This is a genomic window from Psychrobacillus sp. OK028, assembly GCF_900103605.1.
In the GTDB taxonomy this organism is placed as follows: domain Bacteria; phylum Bacillota; class Bacilli; order Bacillales_A; family Planococcaceae; genus Psychrobacillus.
Genome location: NZ_FNHY01000004.1, coordinates 54,841 through 70,707, shown reverse-complemented (window position 1 = coordinate 70,707; position 15,867 = coordinate 54,841). Strand labels below are relative to the sequence as shown.

Sequence of the window (15,867 nt, the reverse complement as noted above, 5' to 3'; positions counted from 1 at the left end):
AACTGTATGGAAGTTTATAAAATAAAAGGGGGACAACGCCTTCAAGGAACCATTAAAGTAAGTGGGGCGAAAAATAGTGCGGTGGCGCTAATTCCTGCTTCTTTATTGGCAAATTCCCCTGTCACTATCGAAGGTTTACCAGAAATTTTAGACGTGTGGACGTTAAAAGATATTTTAGAGGAAGTAGGAGCTAAAGTAACATTTGAAAATGGAACAATGACGATTGATCCGACAAATGTTGTGGATATGCCTCTACCAAATGGCAACATTAAGAAACTTCGTGCTTCATACTATTTAATGGGTGCCCTGCTTGGAAGATTTAACAAAGCGGCAATAGGTTTACCGGGAGGCTGTCACTTAGGCCCAAGACCTATAGATCAGCATATTAAAGGCTTCGAAGCATTAGGTGCATCCGTATCAAATGAGCATGGTGCCATTTATTTGCGTGCACAAAACTTAGTCGGTGCTAAAATCTACTTAGATGTAGTAAGCGTAGGAGCTACTATAAATATTATGCTAGCAGCCGTTAAAGCAAAAGGTCGTACGATTATTGAAAACGCAGCAAAAGAACCCGAAATTATTGACGTAGCAACATTACTATCTAATATGGGTGCGAATATTAAAGGTGCTGGAACGAATGTTATTCGAATTGATGGTGTAGAAGAATTACATGGTACAAAGCACACGATTATTCCAGACCGTATTGAAGCTGGTACATTTATGATTATGGCAGCGGTAGCTGGCGATGGCATTACGATTGACAATGTGATTCCTTTTCACGTGGAGGCGCTAACTGCTAAGCTTCGTGAAATGGGAGTAAGAGTGGAAGAATATGAAGAAAAAATAGTCATTCCTAAAGTAGAAGAATTATTACCTGTAGATGTAAAAACACTCGTATATCCAGGTTTTCCAACGGATCTTCAGCAACCATTTTCAGTATTAATGACCCAAGCAACAGGCACATCTGTAATCACGGATACTATATACTCCGCTCGTTTTAAACAAATCGATGAATTGCGTCGGATGAATGCAAATGGGCGTGTGGATGGTAGAACTGCCGTCATTACAGGTCCAACGAGCTTGGAGGCTGCTACTGTGCGTGCAAGCGATCTTCGTGCGGGCGCGGCGCTTGTTATTGCAGGGTTACTTGCTGATGGAGAAACAGAAATTCAAGATATATTCCATATAGAACGTGGGTATAGTTCTTTAGTAGATAAGCTTCAAGGGCTTGGTGCAGATATAAGACGAGTAGAAGTTAAAGAAGTGGAAGTAAATAATGATTAATATTCAACTTATTTTGATTTTTTGTTAAAAGTTTTTTGGATAATTGTTACTTATCAAGTTTGACAAATATGCTACAATGAGACAGGAAGAAATATAGTTCGGAATTCGGATAAAGCAAAACTGGAGGCTTATATAATAATGGAACGTAGTTTATCAATGGAATTGGTTCGGGTAACAGAAGCAGCAGCAATCGCATCTGCACGTTGGATGGGAAGAGGTTTAAAAAACGAAGCGGATGATGCAGCAACAACTGCAATGCGTACCGTTTTTGATACGATTCCTATGGAAGGCGTAGTTGTAATTGGAGAAGGGGAGATGGACGAGGCACCGATGTTATATATCGGAGAAAAACTAGGTCTGGGCACAGACGGTCCTCACGTAGACATCGCAGTAGATCCTTTAGAAGGTACAAATATTGTAGCCTCAGGTGGTTGGAATGCGCTTGCTGTACTTGCAGTTGCCGATCGTGGAAACTTACTTCATGCTCCAGATATGTATATGGATAAACTTGCCGTTGGGCCAGAATCTGTAGGACAAGTGGATATTAATGCTTCCGTTTTAGATAATCTAAAAGCAGTTGCTCGTGCAAAAAATAAAAACATTGAAGATGTTGTGGCTACTATTTTGGGGCGTCCTCGTCACCAAAAAATCATCGATGAAATCAGATCAGCGGGAGCACGTATAAAGCTAATTACAGATGGTGATGTTGCAGGAGCTATTAATACAGCGTTTGATGATACAGGTGTAGATATTTTATTCGGAATGGGCGGAGCTCCAGAGGGAGTTATTTCTGCTGTAGGATTAAAATGTTTAGGTGGAGAAATTCAAGGAAAGCTTATACCTCAAGATGAGGCAGAGTTAGCTCGTTGCATCAAGATGGGTCTAGACGTAAACAAAGTTCTACGTATGGAAGACTTAGTAAAAGGCGACGACGCAATTTTTGCAGCAACAGGTGTTACGGACGGGGAACTTCTTCGTGGAGTTCAATTTAAAGGTGCCTTCAGTTCAACTCATTCGATTGTAATGCGTGCTAAATCAGGTACAGTTCGATTTGTGGAAGGTCGTCACAGTCTAAACAAAAAGCCTAACTTAGTACTATAAAGTGAAACTTCCATCAGAGGGGGGATTCTTCATCCACTGATGGTTAGTTGAACCAATCGGGGATTTACAGGCTGTTTATCCCACCAATTTTTCTTGCTCAAAATTTGAGGTGGGGTATTACAGCCTGTTAAACCAGGATAAAATAAGAAACTTTCCTTATGTTTTACCCGACGACCTATTATAAGGCGTCGGGTAACCTCTTATAAAACTTCTTTCTCTAACATTTCAAAATGAGTGAAACAATAAAATATATTAAAGAGTGGTGCATCCCCATATGACACAAACAACAATTAATGAGTTAGAAAACATGACTCTGAAAGAACTTTATACACTTGCTCGTAAATTTAAAGTAGCTGCATATAGTAAACTTTCAAAAAAAGAACTTATTTTTGCAATCTTAAAATCTCGTGCCGAACAAGAGGGATTTTTCTTCATGGAAGGCGTACTAGAAATTATTCAACAAGAAGGATTCGGTTTCTTACGTCCGATAAACTATTCGCCTAGCTCAGAGGACATTTATATATCCGCGTCTCAAATTAGAAGATTTGACCTTCGAAATGGCGACAAAGTAACAGGAAAAGTACGCCCACCAAAAGAAAGTGAACGCTATTATGGACTACTGCATGTCGAGTTAGTAAACGGAGAAGACCCTGAAGTTGCAAAGGAAAGAGTGCATTTTCCTGGTCTAACACCTTTATATCCGGATCGTCATATTAAATTGGAAACGGTTCCTGATAAGCTATCAACTCGCATCATGGATCTAGTAGCACCTGTTGGTTATGGTCAACGTGGATTGATTGTGGCACCACCGAAAGCTGGTAAAACATTACTTATTAAAGAAATTGCCAATGCAATAACTACGAATCATCCAAATGCAGAACTAATTGTTTTATTAATAGATGAGCGTCCTGAGGAAGTAACTGATATTGAGCGTTCCGTCAAAGCAGACGTAGTAAGCTCTACATTCGATGAGGTTCCGGAAAACCACGTAAAAGTGGCTGAACTTGTACTGGAAAGAGCAATGCGTTTGGTTGAACATAAACGTGACGTGATCATCTTGATGGACTCCATTACACGTTTAGCTCGTGCCTACAACTTAGTTATTCCGCCAAGCGGTCGTACACTTTCAGGTGGTATTGACCCTGCAGCTTTTCATCGCCCAAAACGTTTTTTTGGTGCGGCGCGTAATATTGAGGAAGGTGGTAGCTTAACTATTCTTGCTACTGCGTTAGTCGATACTGGATCTCGTATGGACGAAGTGATTTATGAGGAATTTAAAGGAACTGGTAACTTAGAGCTTCATTTGGACAGAAGTTTGGCAGAGCGTCGTATTTTCCCAGCTATCGATATTCGTCGTTCTGGAACGAGAAAAGAAGAGCTACTTATTCCAAAAGAACAGTTGGATAAACTTTGGGCAATTCGTAAAACATTCTCCGATTCATCTGACTTTGGTGAACGCTTCTTGAAAAAACTTCGCCTATCAAAAACAAACGAAGCATTTTTTGAGCAACTAGCAGTAGAAATGAAAGCCCACCGAAGTGGAAAAGTAACCCTTTAATTTCTATATTAATAGAGAGTACAAATGTTGAAAGATTTTGCATATAGTTATTCATTAATATATATTGGATTCTGTTGATTGAAGCGGAAGGCGGCGACTCCAGTGGGAACAGCACGAGCTGAAAGCCCCGCAGGAAAGACATTGGTCGAACTTTGTTTGACCAATGTCTTTGCGACGAGTAACCGCAGGAGCATATTTTTTCGAAGTGACGAGGAGATTGAAGCCGTGCCCACGGAAAGCGTCCGCCTGAAGCGTAAATCTACTTTTTGTCATTATAAAATTAATCATTTGCATTCGACTATCAAAGATGATATTATATTTAACGTAACATCATACATTTCTGCTACATATGCGGTTGACATCAATCGGATCGTGTAAGGTATCAGTTTCATAACCAACTCTGTTCCAGATGGTTCAGGGCGAGAGGAGAGATAGAGATGAAAGCAGGAATTCATCCCGATTACAAAGAAGCAACAGTATCATGTTCATGTGGTAACACATTCACAACTGGTTCTGTAAAAGCTGACATTAAAGTCGAGTTCTGTAACGAATGTCACCCATTTTACACTGGGCGTCAAAAATTCGCAGCAGCTGATGGCCGTGTTGATCGCTTCAACAAAAAATACGGCATTAAAGAAGAAAACAAAGAAAACTAATACCGAAATACCTGTAGAGCCTCATGCTTTGCAGGTATTTTTGTTTTAAGGAAAATAGGATTTCCGATAATCGTACACGTATGATATAAATAAATAGAATAAATACATAGTACACAAGGAGACATATCATGGCACAATTATTTTATAAACACGGAGCAATGAATAGTGGGAAATCAATCGAAATCTTAAAAGTTGCTCATAATTACGAGGAACAAAACAAACCTGTTTTAATATTCACTCCAGGCATAGATACACGTGACGAAGTAGGTCATGTTTCTAGTAGAATCGGATTGAGAAGAAAGGCAACAGCTATCTATAATGAAACAAACTTATTTGAATTAGTTCAAGCAGAATCCCCAAAACCATACTGTGTCCTAATCGACGAAGTACAGTTCCTATCAAAGGAACATGTCCTACAGCTTACAAGAATTGTGGATGAATTAGATATTCCGGTAATGGGATTCGGACTAAAAAATGACTTCCAAAATGAACTTTTTGAGGGTAGCCGCTACATGCTTATCTACGCAGACAAAATTGAAGAGATGAAAACCATTTGCTGGTTCTGTCACAAAAAAGCAATCATGAATTTACGTGTAGATGACAGTGGTAAACCCGTGTACACAGGTGAACAAATTCAAATAGGTGGTAACGACTCTTACTATCCAGTATGCAGAAAATGTCACGCCAATCCACCACTTTAAGATATTATTAATCCACTTCATTCATTTGTTTGAGGTGGTTTTTTTATGAATAAGAAGTATAAAATTTGGTATGCCTTTAGAAAGTGTTGCAATATTTTTGAAAAATAGAATCTAATAAATTAATCATACTGCTGATTTCCGTTTCAGGCGGACGCTTTCCGCGGGCGTTGTCTCAGCCTCCTCGCTTCGCTGCGGGGTCTTCGTCTAACGCTTTTCCCGCAGGAGTCGCCACCTTTCACTTCAATCAATTAAGTGAGCAGTACTTAACAAAAAGATTTTTCACAGTTAATCGCTTAGCTGATAAGAGCAGGCAAAGTTAATATAGTGATTAAACTATCTGCTGAATTAGGATACTATTCTATAATGAAGGATGTACAAAGTAGTTTTACTTTCATCTAGTGGAAATACAGTCAAATAGTAAGTGTTTACTAAGTAAAGAACCGAAAAAGCGAACGAAATTGTATCTTCGAGAGCTTCCTTTACGAATAGCAAAGTATCTTTTCTCGAATTTCCAAAAATGCACTAACCTGTTTAAGAAAGTTGTGAAGGGCGAAGGAGAGACAAACGCCATAAGATTACCGAAAAAAGGGATGCTGGGTTAGTTGTGACGTTCGTCACAACTAACCCAGCATCCTAAAACTTCACTCGGTAATAATATAGCGAAACGTCTGTCAAAAGCCCTGCAAAAAAGATAGAAACAGGTAATGAACTTAAAGGAAATTGCATTTTTCTTAATATTTATCTCAAACAACCAAAACCTTTACAGAAAAAGTAGCGGGAATGTAACTTTTTCTTTATAATAGGAATGATATAGACTTAAACGAACGAGGTGAGCTCGATGTTTGATCGATTACAATCGGTAGAAGATCGTTACAATAATTTAAATGAATTGCTTAGTGACCCTGATGTGGTTAATGATTTAAATAAGCTAAGAGAATACTCAAAAGAACAATCGGATTTGCAATCAACTGTAGATGCATACCGTGAATACAAAGAGGTTAAAAGCCAATACAAAGACTCCAAGCAAATGCTTGAGGAAAAGCTAGATGCAGATATGCGCGAAATGGTGAAAGAAGAAGTCAGTGATCTAGAAAAGCAAATCGAAGTATTGGAAGAGCGACTAAGACTGCTATTGATTCCAAAAGACCCAAATGATGATAAAAACGTTATTATGGAAATTCGTGGAGCTGCGGGTGGAGATGAAGCTGCGTTGTTTGCGGGAAATCTGTTCCGCATGTATAGCAGATTCGCAGAAACGCAAGGCTGGAAAATCGATGTGATGGAGTCCAGTCCAACGGGTCTAGGCGGCTTCAAAGAAATCATCTTTATGATTAACGGAAATAATGCCTTTTCAAAAATGAAATATGAAAATGGGGCACACAGAGTACAGCGTGTTCCTGAAACAGAATCTGGTGGTCGTATTCATACTTCTACGGCTACGGTTGCCGTACTTCCGGAAGCAGAAGAAGTAGATGTGGATATCCATGAAAAGGATGTTCGCGTAGATACATTCGCATCATCTGGTGCTGGGGGACAATCGGTAAATACTACGATGTCAGCAGTTCGTATGACACATTTACCTACAGGAATTACTGTTTCGATGCAGGACGAAAAATCGCAAATCAAAAACAGAGAAAAAGCAATGAAAATTCTTCGTGCACGTGTAGCGGATAAATTCCGCCAAGAAGCACAAGCAGAATACGATGCAGTTCGTAAATCGGCAGTTGGTACGGGTGACCGTTCCGAACGAATTCGCACTTATAACTATCCGCAAAATCGTGTAACAGATCACCGCATCGGATTGACTTTGCAAAAACTTGATCAGGTCCTAGAAGGTAAGATGGATGAAGTGATTGATGCATTAATCATGGAAGATCAAGCAGAAAAATTAGAGAGAATGAATGATACGAATGTGTAAAACAAATTTTGAGGCCCTAAAACGGGCTTCTTCTTTTTTAGAGGAAAATAACCGAGAAAAAGAAGTTGCTCGCTACTTATTGCAGCACGTCTTACAAAAAAAATACTCTGATTTAATGATGACGATATACGATGAAATAACTCCAGTAGCATTCAAAACCTTTTGGGGGTATGTTGACGAACATGCTACCGGACGCCCTTTTCAATACATTATTGGCCAGGAGAGTTTTTACGGTCGTGACTTTTTAGTGAACGAACATGTCTTGATACCAAGACCAGAAACAGAAGAATTGATAGAAGAAGTCAAAAAACGGACGGCTAAACTTTTTGAAGTAAGCCAACCTATAAAAATTGCTGATATTGGAACCGGTAGTGGTGCGATAGCGTTGACCATAAAGAAAGAAATACCTAATGTCAATGTGACTGCCACAGATATATCTCCAGAAGCATTAACCGTTGCTAAACAAAATAGCGTGCGCTTAAAAGCAGAGGTTGAATTTAGGCAAGGGGATTTACTAGCACCAATTGCCAAGCAAAAATGGGATGTTATCTTATCGAATCCTCCCTATATCGGAGCACATGAAGCAGAAAGTCTATCAGATACGGTGATAGATTATGAACCACATTTAGCTTTATTTGCAGAAGAGGATGGTTTACAGCTATATAGAAAAATGGCCGAGCAGCTTCCAGGTATGATGAATACACCAAGCTTCATAGGGTTTGAAATTGGCTACGAGCAAGGTCCAGCCGTTCAAAAAATGCTTCAACATGCATTCCCACACTCACTTGTCGAAGTTGTTCAAGATATTAACAAAAAAGATAGATTTGTATTTTGTACAATCAATTAAGTCGCATAATTAAACATCTCAATAATATAGTGTTTTGCATTTAATAATCTGGTTATAATAGTCGATGTTATTAATTGAAGCGACAGGCGGCAACTGCAGTGGGAGGTGTTCGGATTTTAATAATAAATAATTATGAAATTCGCCTAATCACTGAATAAAATATGAATCTACTGGTAACAATGTTCCTAAGGGGGAATGTTATATGTTACCAGATTACGAGATTAAAAAAGCGCCGAGCATTGGTAAACAAATAGACGCAGTTATTTTCTTTGTTTGGATGCTGTTATTAATTCAGTTTTGTTTATTTTTGCTCTTTCCACAGGGAGAAGAAGTAGAGGGTATTCGTTTCCGTTTAATAGCAAATAGCAATACAATCGAAGATCAACAAGTGAAAAATAACGTGAAGCATCATATAGAGCCGATTTTACTAAAATATGAAAATAATCCACAAGAAACGTACAACGAATTAGAACAGGTTGTTAATAAGCTTTCAAATAAACTGGATACAACTATCACAATTACTAAAGGGGAGGCTATCTTTCCGCCGAAAGTTTTGAACCAAGGAATCTCCTCGCAATTGATGACCGAATCCATTGTAATTTCCATTGGTAACGCAAGAGGGGATAATTGGTGGTGCGCGCTTTTCCCAAAAGTGTGCTATAAAGAAGAGGTTGAGAAAGAAAAGCCTAAATTTTGGGTTTGGGAATGGTTAAAAAAGAAGTTTTCCACATAGTTACTAACAATAACATGAAAGTTATTAACAATCTGTGGACAAGTCCTGATGAAAGGAGAAAAAATCAAATGAAAACAATAATCTCGATTGTGGATAATTTATCCGCAGATAAGTTCAGTTATGCACAGGCTGTGGATTTGTTGACAAATGGAGAAGTGGTAGCTTTTCCAACGGAAACTGTATACGGATTAGGTGCCATTGCTACAAGTGAAGTAGCTGTAGCTAAAATATTCGAAGCAAAAGGCAGACCACAGGATAATCCACTTATAGTCCACATAGGTTCTAAAGAGGAGATAAAGGAGTTTACTCACGATATACCAAAGCTTGCAGAAGTGTGTATGGAAACATTTTGGCCAGGTCCATTAACCCTTATTCTGCCGCTAAAAGCAGGCTCATTGGCTGAAAATGTGAGTGCTGGTCTTCCCACAGTAGGTGTAAGAATGCCAGAACATCCAGTAGCATTGGAGTTATTAAAACAGCTAAAGCAACCCGTTGCTGCTCCTAGTGCAAATAAAAGCGGCAAGCCAAGTCCGACGAAGGCTGCACATGTGTATCATGATTTGAACGGGAAAATCCCACTAATATTAGATGGCGGTACAACAGGTATCGGTTTAGAATCTACAGTGATCGATTTTGTAGGGGAAATTCCTACTATTCTTCGTCCAGGTGGTATAACAAAAGAAATGTTAGAAAAAGTTATTGGTCCTGTAGGGGAAGCAAAACCGACAGATCATGAAGAAGCACCACGTGCACCGGGGATGAAATATGCACATTATGCACCTGATTCTCCAGTATTTCTCATAGAAGCTTCTATACAAAAAGTTCAAGAAGCAGTAGAAAAAATACATAATGAACAGAAAAAAGTAGCAATAATAGCAAGTGATTCATTTAACCAGGTGCAAGTAGATTACTTCTTTTCATTGGGCAATGAAAATCAACTAGATGATGCTGCACATTTACTGTACCAGGCACTAAGAGATTGTGACGAAACAGACGTCGAAATCATACTTGTACCGGTTCTTTCTAAAAAAGGGGTCGGAAGGGCTATTATGAACCGTCTGGAAAAAGCAGCAAATGGAAATTGGTTTCGTAACTAATATCGTATTCTCGCTCGACTATTTGCATACATTTAAGTATGCAAATAGACGGGGGAGATTTTTTTGTGGCGTGAAATTTTAGCAGGCGCCTTAATGTCTGTGGATGTACTTATTTTATTTTCATTAATCTTATATCGAAAGCAAATTTTTACATTGGCTGCATGGGTGGCATCCTTACATATGCTTTTTCCGTTAATCGGGTATTATGCGGGTGTGGTCGTACAAAATTATTTGGCGTATGCAAGTCCTTATTTGTCGGGTATTCTTTTGTCGCTTGTAGGATTACAAATGATTTTAGCTCAATCTCCAAAACAGGTGCCACTTCTGTCTCCATATTTACTTGCAGTATTTGCAAGTCTAGATACCTTTTCAGTAAGTGTTTCGTTTGGTATGCTTAAACTAGAAAAGTTTGCGTTCATATTAAGTGCGGGATTCTTTTCTTATGTTGCAGTATTTATAGCACAAAAGGTTATATTTAAATATACTTTTATGAACCGAGCGATTATTTTAAGGTTAGCAGGTATGCTTATTTTGTTAATGGGTATTCTCACGTTACGAAATATTTAACAAATTATAAAACAATTATAGGACTAATTAATATATACTAGAGATGAGGAAATAGATCTATGAATATTCTGTTTGTTTGCACTGGTAACACATGTCGGAGTCCGATTGCTGAAGCGTTATTAAAGTCTCAAAACATAGATGGTCTAGAGGTTCGCTCCGCAGGCATCTACGCTATGGATGGCGGACCAATATCTCAAAATAGTCAATTAGTATTAGAGCGAGAGATGATTCCATATACGCATTCATCATCTGCAATAAATGAATCATTAGTTGACTGGGCTGATCTGATTTTAACGATGACTGCCTCACACAAGCACGCAATTATTTTAGGTTTCCCTCACGCAATTTCGAAAGTTTATATGTATAAAGAATTTGTCACCCCTAATGATATTCAGGATGTATCGGATCCGTATGGGGGAGATTTAAATACATATGAAGGTACCTTTAAAGAGCTGCAAGTATTAACAAATGAACTAGTGAACAAACTACAGGGGGAAATTGGATGAACGGAAAAAAGAAAAAGCACACTTTTGGAATTCAAAAGAAAATTGTGCTATTTGTGACGATTTTAGCATTGATAACGTATACAACTAGCGCTCTATTTATAAACTTTGTACAACCACTTATTTTTGATGACGCGACAGGTTCTTGGAAGTTTGAGGTTATTACCTACGCACTCGGAATTTTTTGGTCTGGACTATTAGCGTATTTTTTCAGTGGACTAATTATTAAGCCTTTATTCAACTTAGAAAAAGTCGCAATTTTGGCATCAGAGGGAAAAATTGGTGTTGATGTTAAGGTGCCGAAATCGAAAGACGAGATACAATCAGTGGCGATCGCATTTCAGGCAATGCTCGAGAACTTAAGAGATGTGGTAAAAGGTATTGAAGATAACTTTGAGAAAACTAACAAAACCGTACAACAGCTTTCAGTAGAATCCTCTATTGCATCAGAGCAAGCGGAAGCGATTGCGCATACGATAGCACAAATTTCAGAGGGTGCAGAACACTCCGCAGTAGCAGTTCAAGAAACGGCTGAATCAGTAGAAGATGTACGAGTATTAGCATCAGAAGTAAATTACCGTGCAGTAAAATCTTCGGAACAATCCAACGAAATGATTACTGGGTTATCTCAAACTACAGAAGTTATTCATTCACTAGTTAATGGGATTCAAAAAATAGCTTCTGGCAGTGAGGCAGCCCTTGGGAATGTTCATCAGTTAGAAGAGAATGCAGGAAAAGTGGAAAGTATTATTCAATTAGTAGGAGATATTGCAGCACAAACCAATTTATTGGCACTAAATGCATCGATCGAAGCAGCGCGTGCTGGAGAGCATGGAAAAGGATTTGCAGTCGTAGCGGAAGAAGTCCGTAAACTCGCTGATGAAAGTGCGAAAGCCGTACAAGGTATTTCAGAGCTGATTTTAGCTATACAAACAGATGTACAAACAGTTGTCCGCCAAATGACGGATCAAGTAAGCTTTGCAGTGGGCGAGGCTAAACGCGTTTCAGAAACTAATGAAGCAATAGAAGGAATGTCTACAAAAATTCATGAGATGGCAGAATCCGTTGTGGAAATTTCCTCTTTAGTAGAAAAACAATTAACAAATATTGAAAGCACAGCACGTCAGTCACAGGAAGTAGCGGCCATCGCCGAGCAAACATCAGCAGGAGCACAAGAGGTTCGCAGTGCTACGGATGAACAAGCTCGTTCTATCGAGCAAATTGAATCGGTATCAATCGGGTTAAAGCAACAATCAGAAGAGTTATATGAAGTAATATGTCAATTCGATCGAAAAACGACCGATTTGATATAAATATCATTTAATGTTCGTGTTTTAGTGAAAAAAATTCTGAAAAAGGTCATTTTCCTTTTGAATTTTCATAAATTATTCAAATAAATTAAAAATAATGCAACTCACTTTGCGTGAGTTGTGTTTTTTTCTATAGAAAAATGGTATGATGTTGGAGAGTATTAAACAGAAAAGAGGGAACGACTTGAAAATTGCGATTTCTTCCGATCATGGCGGAAATAATCTTCGCCAGGAAATAATGCAGCTACTAGAAGAATTAGGATTATCCTATGAAGATTTTGGACCAAAAAGTAACGATTCTGTTGATTACCCTGACTTTGCTAAACCTGTAGCAGAGGGTGTGGCAAATGGCGATTTCGATCGTGGTATTTTAATCTGTGGTACTGGTATTGGTATGTCTATTGCTGCCAACAAAGTAAAAGGTATCCGATGTGCATTAGTGCATGATGTATTTTCCGCGAAGGCTACTAGAAATCACAATGATTCCAATGTACTTGCAATGGGTGAACGTGTGATTGGAGCAGGGCATGCAAGAGAAATAGTTTCCACTTGGCTTGAACAGGATTTTGAAGGCGGACGTCATGTACGCCGAGTTGAAAAAATTACTGAAATAGAAAACGCATAGAAGAAGGGATTCCTTATGGAAGCAAAAAGTTTGTGGGAAGAACAAATCGAACAACTTCTCTTAGAAGTGGAGCAGCAAATCGAGTTTCATGAAAATGATTTATTTGTCGTTGGATGTTCGACCTCCGAAATTATTGGTGAAAAAATTGGAACTGCAGGCGGATTAGAAGTTGCCGAGGTTTTATTCGCCCCTTTACAAGCATTTGCAACACGTAATAAAATCCATTTAGCTTTTCAAGGCTGCGAGCATATTAACCGCGCCATAACGATGGAAAGAAAAACTCAGACACTATATAGATTACCCGAAGTTACGGTTATTCCAGTAGTTCGTGCAGGCGGTTCCATGTCTGCGTATGCGTACTCACATTTTAATGACCCTGTTGTAGTCGAGCATGTAAGTGCACATGCAGGCATTGATATAGGACAAACCTTGATTGGTATGCAGCTTCAACCAGTTGCTGTACCAATTCGTTTGTCCATAAAGAAAATTGGGGAAGCAATCGTATCGATTGCGAAAACACGTCCAAAGCTAATCGGCGGAGAACGTGCATTTTACGGATGAATTCGAGGAGGAACGAATAGTGGAGAAAATTTTATCACAAGATCCAGCAGTATATGAGGCAATGTTAGCAGAGAAAAAGCGTCAACAAGCGAATATCGAGTTAATCGCATCAGAAAACTTCGTATCAGAAGCTGTAATGGAAGCGCAAGGCTCTGTACTTACCAATAAATATGCAGAAGGTTACCCTGGTAAACGCTACTATGGTGGCTGTGAGCATGTAGATGTAGTGGAAAATATTGCACGTGATCGTCTGAAAGAAATCTTTGGTGCTGAACATGCCAATGTCCAACCACATTCAGGTTCTCAAGCGAATATGGCAGTTTACATGACTGCTCTACAACAAGGAGATACAATTCTAGGTATGAATTTATCCCATGGTGGACATTTAACGCACGGTTCTCCAGTTAATTTTAGTGGTATTCAATATAACTTTATCGAGTACGGTGTTAACAAAGAAACGGAACTAATTGACTATGAAGAAGTTCGTAGAATCGCATTAGAGCACAAGCCGAAAATGATCGTAGCTGGAGCAAGTGCATATTCACGCACAATCGACTTCGCTAAATTCCGTGAAATCGCAGACGAAATTGGAGCATACCTATTTGTAGATATGGCGCATATCGCCGGTTTAGTAGCAGCTGGTCTTCATCCGAACCCAGTACCTCATGCGCATTTCGTAACATCTACTACACACAAAACATTACGTGGACCACGTGGTGGATTAATCTTAACGACTGAAGAGTTTGCAAAGAAAATTGATAAAACAATTTTCCCAGGAATTCAAGGTGGCCCATTAATGCACGTAATCGCAGCTAAAGCAGTTGCATTTGGTGAAGCGCTAAAGCCAGAATTTAAAGAATACCAAAAACAAGTAATTGCCAATTCGCAAGCATTAGCAGAAGCTCTTACTGCAGAAGGTATCCGTATCGTTTCTGGTGGATCCGACAACCACGTTATGCTATTAGACGTATCTGCTCTAGGATTAACAGGAAAAGTGGCAGAGCATGTCCTGGACGAAGTGGGCATTACTGTCAATAAAAACACAATCCCATTTGATACAGCAAGTCCGTTCATCACTTCTGGTGTCCGTATTGGTACTCCAGCTGTTACATCTCGTGGATTTAAAGAAGCAGAAATGAAAGAAATCGCATCTATCATTGCTAAACTATTAAAAAATAACGAGGATGCAGAAGTACTAAAAGAAGCAAAAGAGAGAGTCGCTACTTTAACAAGTAACTTCCCATTATACGAATAAACCAATATATAACTAAGCCAGCTACTTCGCAATAGTAGCTGGCTTTTTCTCTATCAGACAGTTTTAAGAGAGAAACGCGGCAAAGTTTACTAGAATCACCTGAATGTTGAAAGGAATCACTGGAAAGTAAAGAAAGATCACCAGAATAGAAAATAAAGTATGTGATAATCTGGAAAATGGAGAGATAATGTTGTTTACTCTCGGAGACAGGTTGTTTAGTCTCGTTCGCTAGAGTTTTCTAGCGGACCACAGTTACTTACTCGCTCTTTACGAAGATTTACTCTCGGAAGGGAATGTTTACCACCTCTAGCTAGTAATAGAAAATTCTACCTCATGATAATGCTTTAGCGCACATTCGAGAAGAAAGTATTACTTATCTCAAGATTACCAGCTCAAATAGACGCAATATTAAAAACGTAGGATTACTGTAAGTATCCTGCGTTTTTTGTTATAATTAGTAGAATTTAAATAAAACACAAAGGAGCATCTTAATATGCCGAAAGTATTTGTATTTGATCACCCCCTAATTCAACACAAACTTACATATATTCGCGATGTGAATACAGGCACGAAGGAATTTCGTGAATTAGTGGATGAAGTTGCTTCACTCATGGCATTTGAGATTACGCGTGAAATGCCATTGGAGGAAACAGAAGTAGAAACTCCAGTGCAACTTACAAAATCTAAAGTGCTTGCTGGGAAAAAAATTGGGATAGTTCCTATATTACGTGCTGGAATAGGAATGGTTGATGGAATTCTTAAGCTAATCCCAGCTGCAAAGGTAGGGCATATCGGACTATATCGCGATCCCAAAACATTAAAGCCGGTAGAATATTACGTAAAACTTCCAGCAGATGTAGCGGAACGTGATTTCATATTAGTCGATCCAATGTTAGCTACAGGTGGTTCAGCAATTGAAGCTGTAAACTCTTTAAAAACTCGTGGGGCTACTAGCATTAAATTTATGTGTTTAATCGCAGCACCCGAAGGAGTAGAAGCTCTTCAACAAGCGCATCCGGACGTAGATATTTATATCGCTGCTCTTGATGAAAAGCTAAATGATCACGGATATATCGTCCCTGGATTAGGCGATGCAGGTGACAGATTGTTTGGTACAAAATAAAGTGAAACTTCCATCGGTGGGGTTCTAC

16 protein-coding genes are annotated in these 15,867 nt (G+C 38.9%); all 16 read left to right on the top strand.

Going from position 1 to position 15,867, the window contains the following annotated elements:
• The first annotated feature begins 6 nt into the window (after nt 1-6).
• The 16 genes from BLR36_RS08530 to upp all read left to right on the top strand — a co-directional run bounded on the left by BLR36_RS08530 (nt 7) and on the right by upp (nt 15,839).
• Nucleotides 7-1,284, top strand: coding sequence for a UDP-N-acetylglucosamine 1-carboxyvinyltransferase (locus tag BLR36_RS08530; RefSeq protein WP_093061330.1), 1,278 nt, complete (start codon nt 7-9; stop codon nt 1,282-1,284).
• 138 nt (nt 1,285-1,422) lie between these two features.
• A complete protein-coding gene (glpX, locus tag BLR36_RS08525) occupies nt 1,423-2,385 on the top strand; it encodes a class II fructose-bisphosphatase (RefSeq protein WP_093061329.1) in 963 nt (320 codons plus the stop codon).
• 274 nt (nt 2,386-2,659) lie between these two features.
• On the top strand, nt 2,660-3,943 hold the full coding sequence (gene rho / locus BLR36_RS08520; RefSeq protein ID WP_093061328.1) for a transcription termination factor Rho: 1,284 nt from the start codon (nt 2,660-2,662) through the stop codon (nt 3,941-3,943).
• A 437-nt stretch (nt 3,944-4,380) separates the two neighbouring features.
• Nucleotides 4,381-4,599, top strand: a complete 219-nt coding sequence (rpmE, locus tag BLR36_RS08515) for a 50S ribosomal protein L31 (RefSeq protein WP_093061327.1) — start codon at nt 4,381-4,383, stop codon at nt 4,597-4,599.
• A 128-nt stretch (nt 4,600-4,727) separates the two neighbouring features.
• On the top strand, nt 4,728-5,300 hold the full coding sequence (locus BLR36_RS08510; protein WP_093061326.1) for a thymidine kinase: 573 nt from the start codon (nt 4,728-4,730) through the stop codon (nt 5,298-5,300).
• A gap of 838 nt (nt 5,301-6,138) precedes the next feature.
• The gene (gene prfA / locus BLR36_RS08505; protein ID WP_093061325.1) at nt 6,139-7,218 is read left to right on the top strand and encodes a peptide chain release factor 1; all 1,080 of its coding nucleotides are present in this window, start codon (nt 6,139-6,141) and stop codon (nt 7,216-7,218) included.
• The gene (prmC, locus tag BLR36_RS08500; RefSeq protein ID WP_093061324.1) at nt 7,202-8,065 is read left to right on the top strand and encodes a peptide chain release factor N(5)-glutamine methyltransferase; all 864 of its coding nucleotides are present in this window, start codon (nt 7,202-7,204) and stop codon (nt 8,063-8,065) included. Before prfA ends, prmC begins: the two co-directional genes overlap by 17 nt.
• Before the next feature lie 202 nt (nt 8,066-8,267).
• Entirely contained in the window at nt 8,268-8,798 is a 531-nt protein-coding gene (locus tag BLR36_RS08495) for a stage II sporulation protein R (RefSeq protein WP_093061323.1), read from the top strand.
• Between the two features lie 68 nt (nt 8,799-8,866).
• Nucleotides 8,867-9,895, top strand: coding sequence for an L-threonylcarbamoyladenylate synthase (locus BLR36_RS08490; RefSeq protein ID WP_093061322.1), 1,029 nt, complete (start codon nt 8,867-8,869; stop codon nt 9,893-9,895).
• Nucleotides 9,896-9,958: 63 nt separating this feature from the next.
• A complete protein-coding gene (locus tag BLR36_RS08485) occupies nt 9,959-10,462 on the top strand; it encodes a manganese efflux pump (RefSeq protein WP_093061321.1) in 504 nt (167 codons plus the stop codon).
• Between the two features lie 59 nt (nt 10,463-10,521).
• Nucleotides 10,522-10,968, top strand: a complete 447-nt coding sequence (locus tag BLR36_RS08480; protein WP_093061320.1) for a low molecular weight protein arginine phosphatase — start codon at nt 10,522-10,524, stop codon at nt 10,966-10,968.
• Entirely contained in the window at nt 10,965-12,278 is a 1,314-nt protein-coding gene (locus tag BLR36_RS08475) for a methyl-accepting chemotaxis protein (RefSeq protein WP_093061319.1), read from the top strand. Before BLR36_RS08480 ends, BLR36_RS08475 begins: the two co-directional genes overlap by 4 nt.
• Nucleotides 12,279-12,459: 181 nt before the next feature.
• Complete coding sequence (gene rpiB, locus BLR36_RS08470) at nt 12,460-12,900, top strand: ribose 5-phosphate isomerase B (protein WP_093061318.1); 441 nt, start codon at nt 12,460-12,462, stop codon at nt 12,898-12,900.
• Between the two features lie 15 nt (nt 12,901-12,915).
• The gene (locus BLR36_RS08465; protein WP_093061317.1) at nt 12,916-13,461 is read left to right on the top strand and encodes a TIGR01440 family protein; all 546 of its coding nucleotides are present in this window, start codon (nt 12,916-12,918) and stop codon (nt 13,459-13,461) included.
• A gap of 19 nt (nt 13,462-13,480) precedes the next feature.
• Entirely contained in the window at nt 13,481-14,716 is a 1,236-nt protein-coding gene (glyA, locus tag BLR36_RS08460; protein ID WP_093061316.1) for a serine hydroxymethyltransferase, read from the top strand.
• Between the two features lie 493 nt (nt 14,717-15,209).
• Entirely contained in the window at nt 15,210-15,839 is a 630-nt protein-coding gene (upp, locus tag BLR36_RS08455; protein ID WP_093061315.1) for a uracil phosphoribosyltransferase, read from the top strand.
• Nucleotides 15,840-15,867: the final 28 nt, after the last annotated feature.

Coding starts and splice junctions, on each gene's coding strand:
- BLR36_RS08530 (WP_093061330.1), top strand. CDS start 7: ATGGAAGTTTATAAAATAAAAGGGGGACAACGCCTTCAAGGAACCATT.
- glpX (WP_093061329.1), top strand. CDS start 1,423: ATGGAACGTAGTTTATCAATGGAATTGGTTCGGGTAACAGAAGCAGCA.
- rho (WP_093061328.1), top strand. CDS start 2,660: ATGACACAAACAACAATTAATGAGTTAGAAAACATGACTCTGAAAGAA.
- rpmE (WP_093061327.1), top strand. CDS start 4,381: ATGAAAGCAGGAATTCATCCCGATTACAAAGAAGCAACAGTATCATGT.
- BLR36_RS08510 (WP_093061326.1), top strand. CDS start 4,728: ATGGCACAATTATTTTATAAACACGGAGCAATGAATAGTGGGAAATCA.
- prfA (WP_093061325.1), top strand. CDS start 6,139: ATGTTTGATCGATTACAATCGGTAGAAGATCGTTACAATAATTTAAAT.
- prmC (WP_093061324.1), top strand. CDS start 7,202: ATGATACGAATGTGTAAAACAAATTTTGAGGCCCTAAAACGGGCTTCT.
- BLR36_RS08495 (WP_093061323.1), top strand. CDS start 8,268: ATGTTACCAGATTACGAGATTAAAAAAGCGCCGAGCATTGGTAAACAA.
- BLR36_RS08490 (WP_093061322.1), top strand. CDS start 8,867: ATGAAAACAATAATCTCGATTGTGGATAATTTATCCGCAGATAAGTTC.
- BLR36_RS08480 (WP_093061320.1), top strand. CDS start 10,522: ATGAATATTCTGTTTGTTTGCACTGGTAACACATGTCGGAGTCCGATT.
- BLR36_RS08475 (WP_093061319.1), top strand. CDS start 10,965: ATGAACGGAAAAAAGAAAAAGCACACTTTTGGAATTCAAAAGAAAATT.
- BLR36_RS08465 (WP_093061317.1), top strand. CDS start 12,916: ATGGAAGCAAAAAGTTTGTGGGAAGAACAAATCGAACAACTTCTCTTA.
- upp (WP_093061315.1), top strand. CDS start 15,210: ATGCCGAAAGTATTTGTATTTGATCACCCCCTAATTCAACACAAACTT.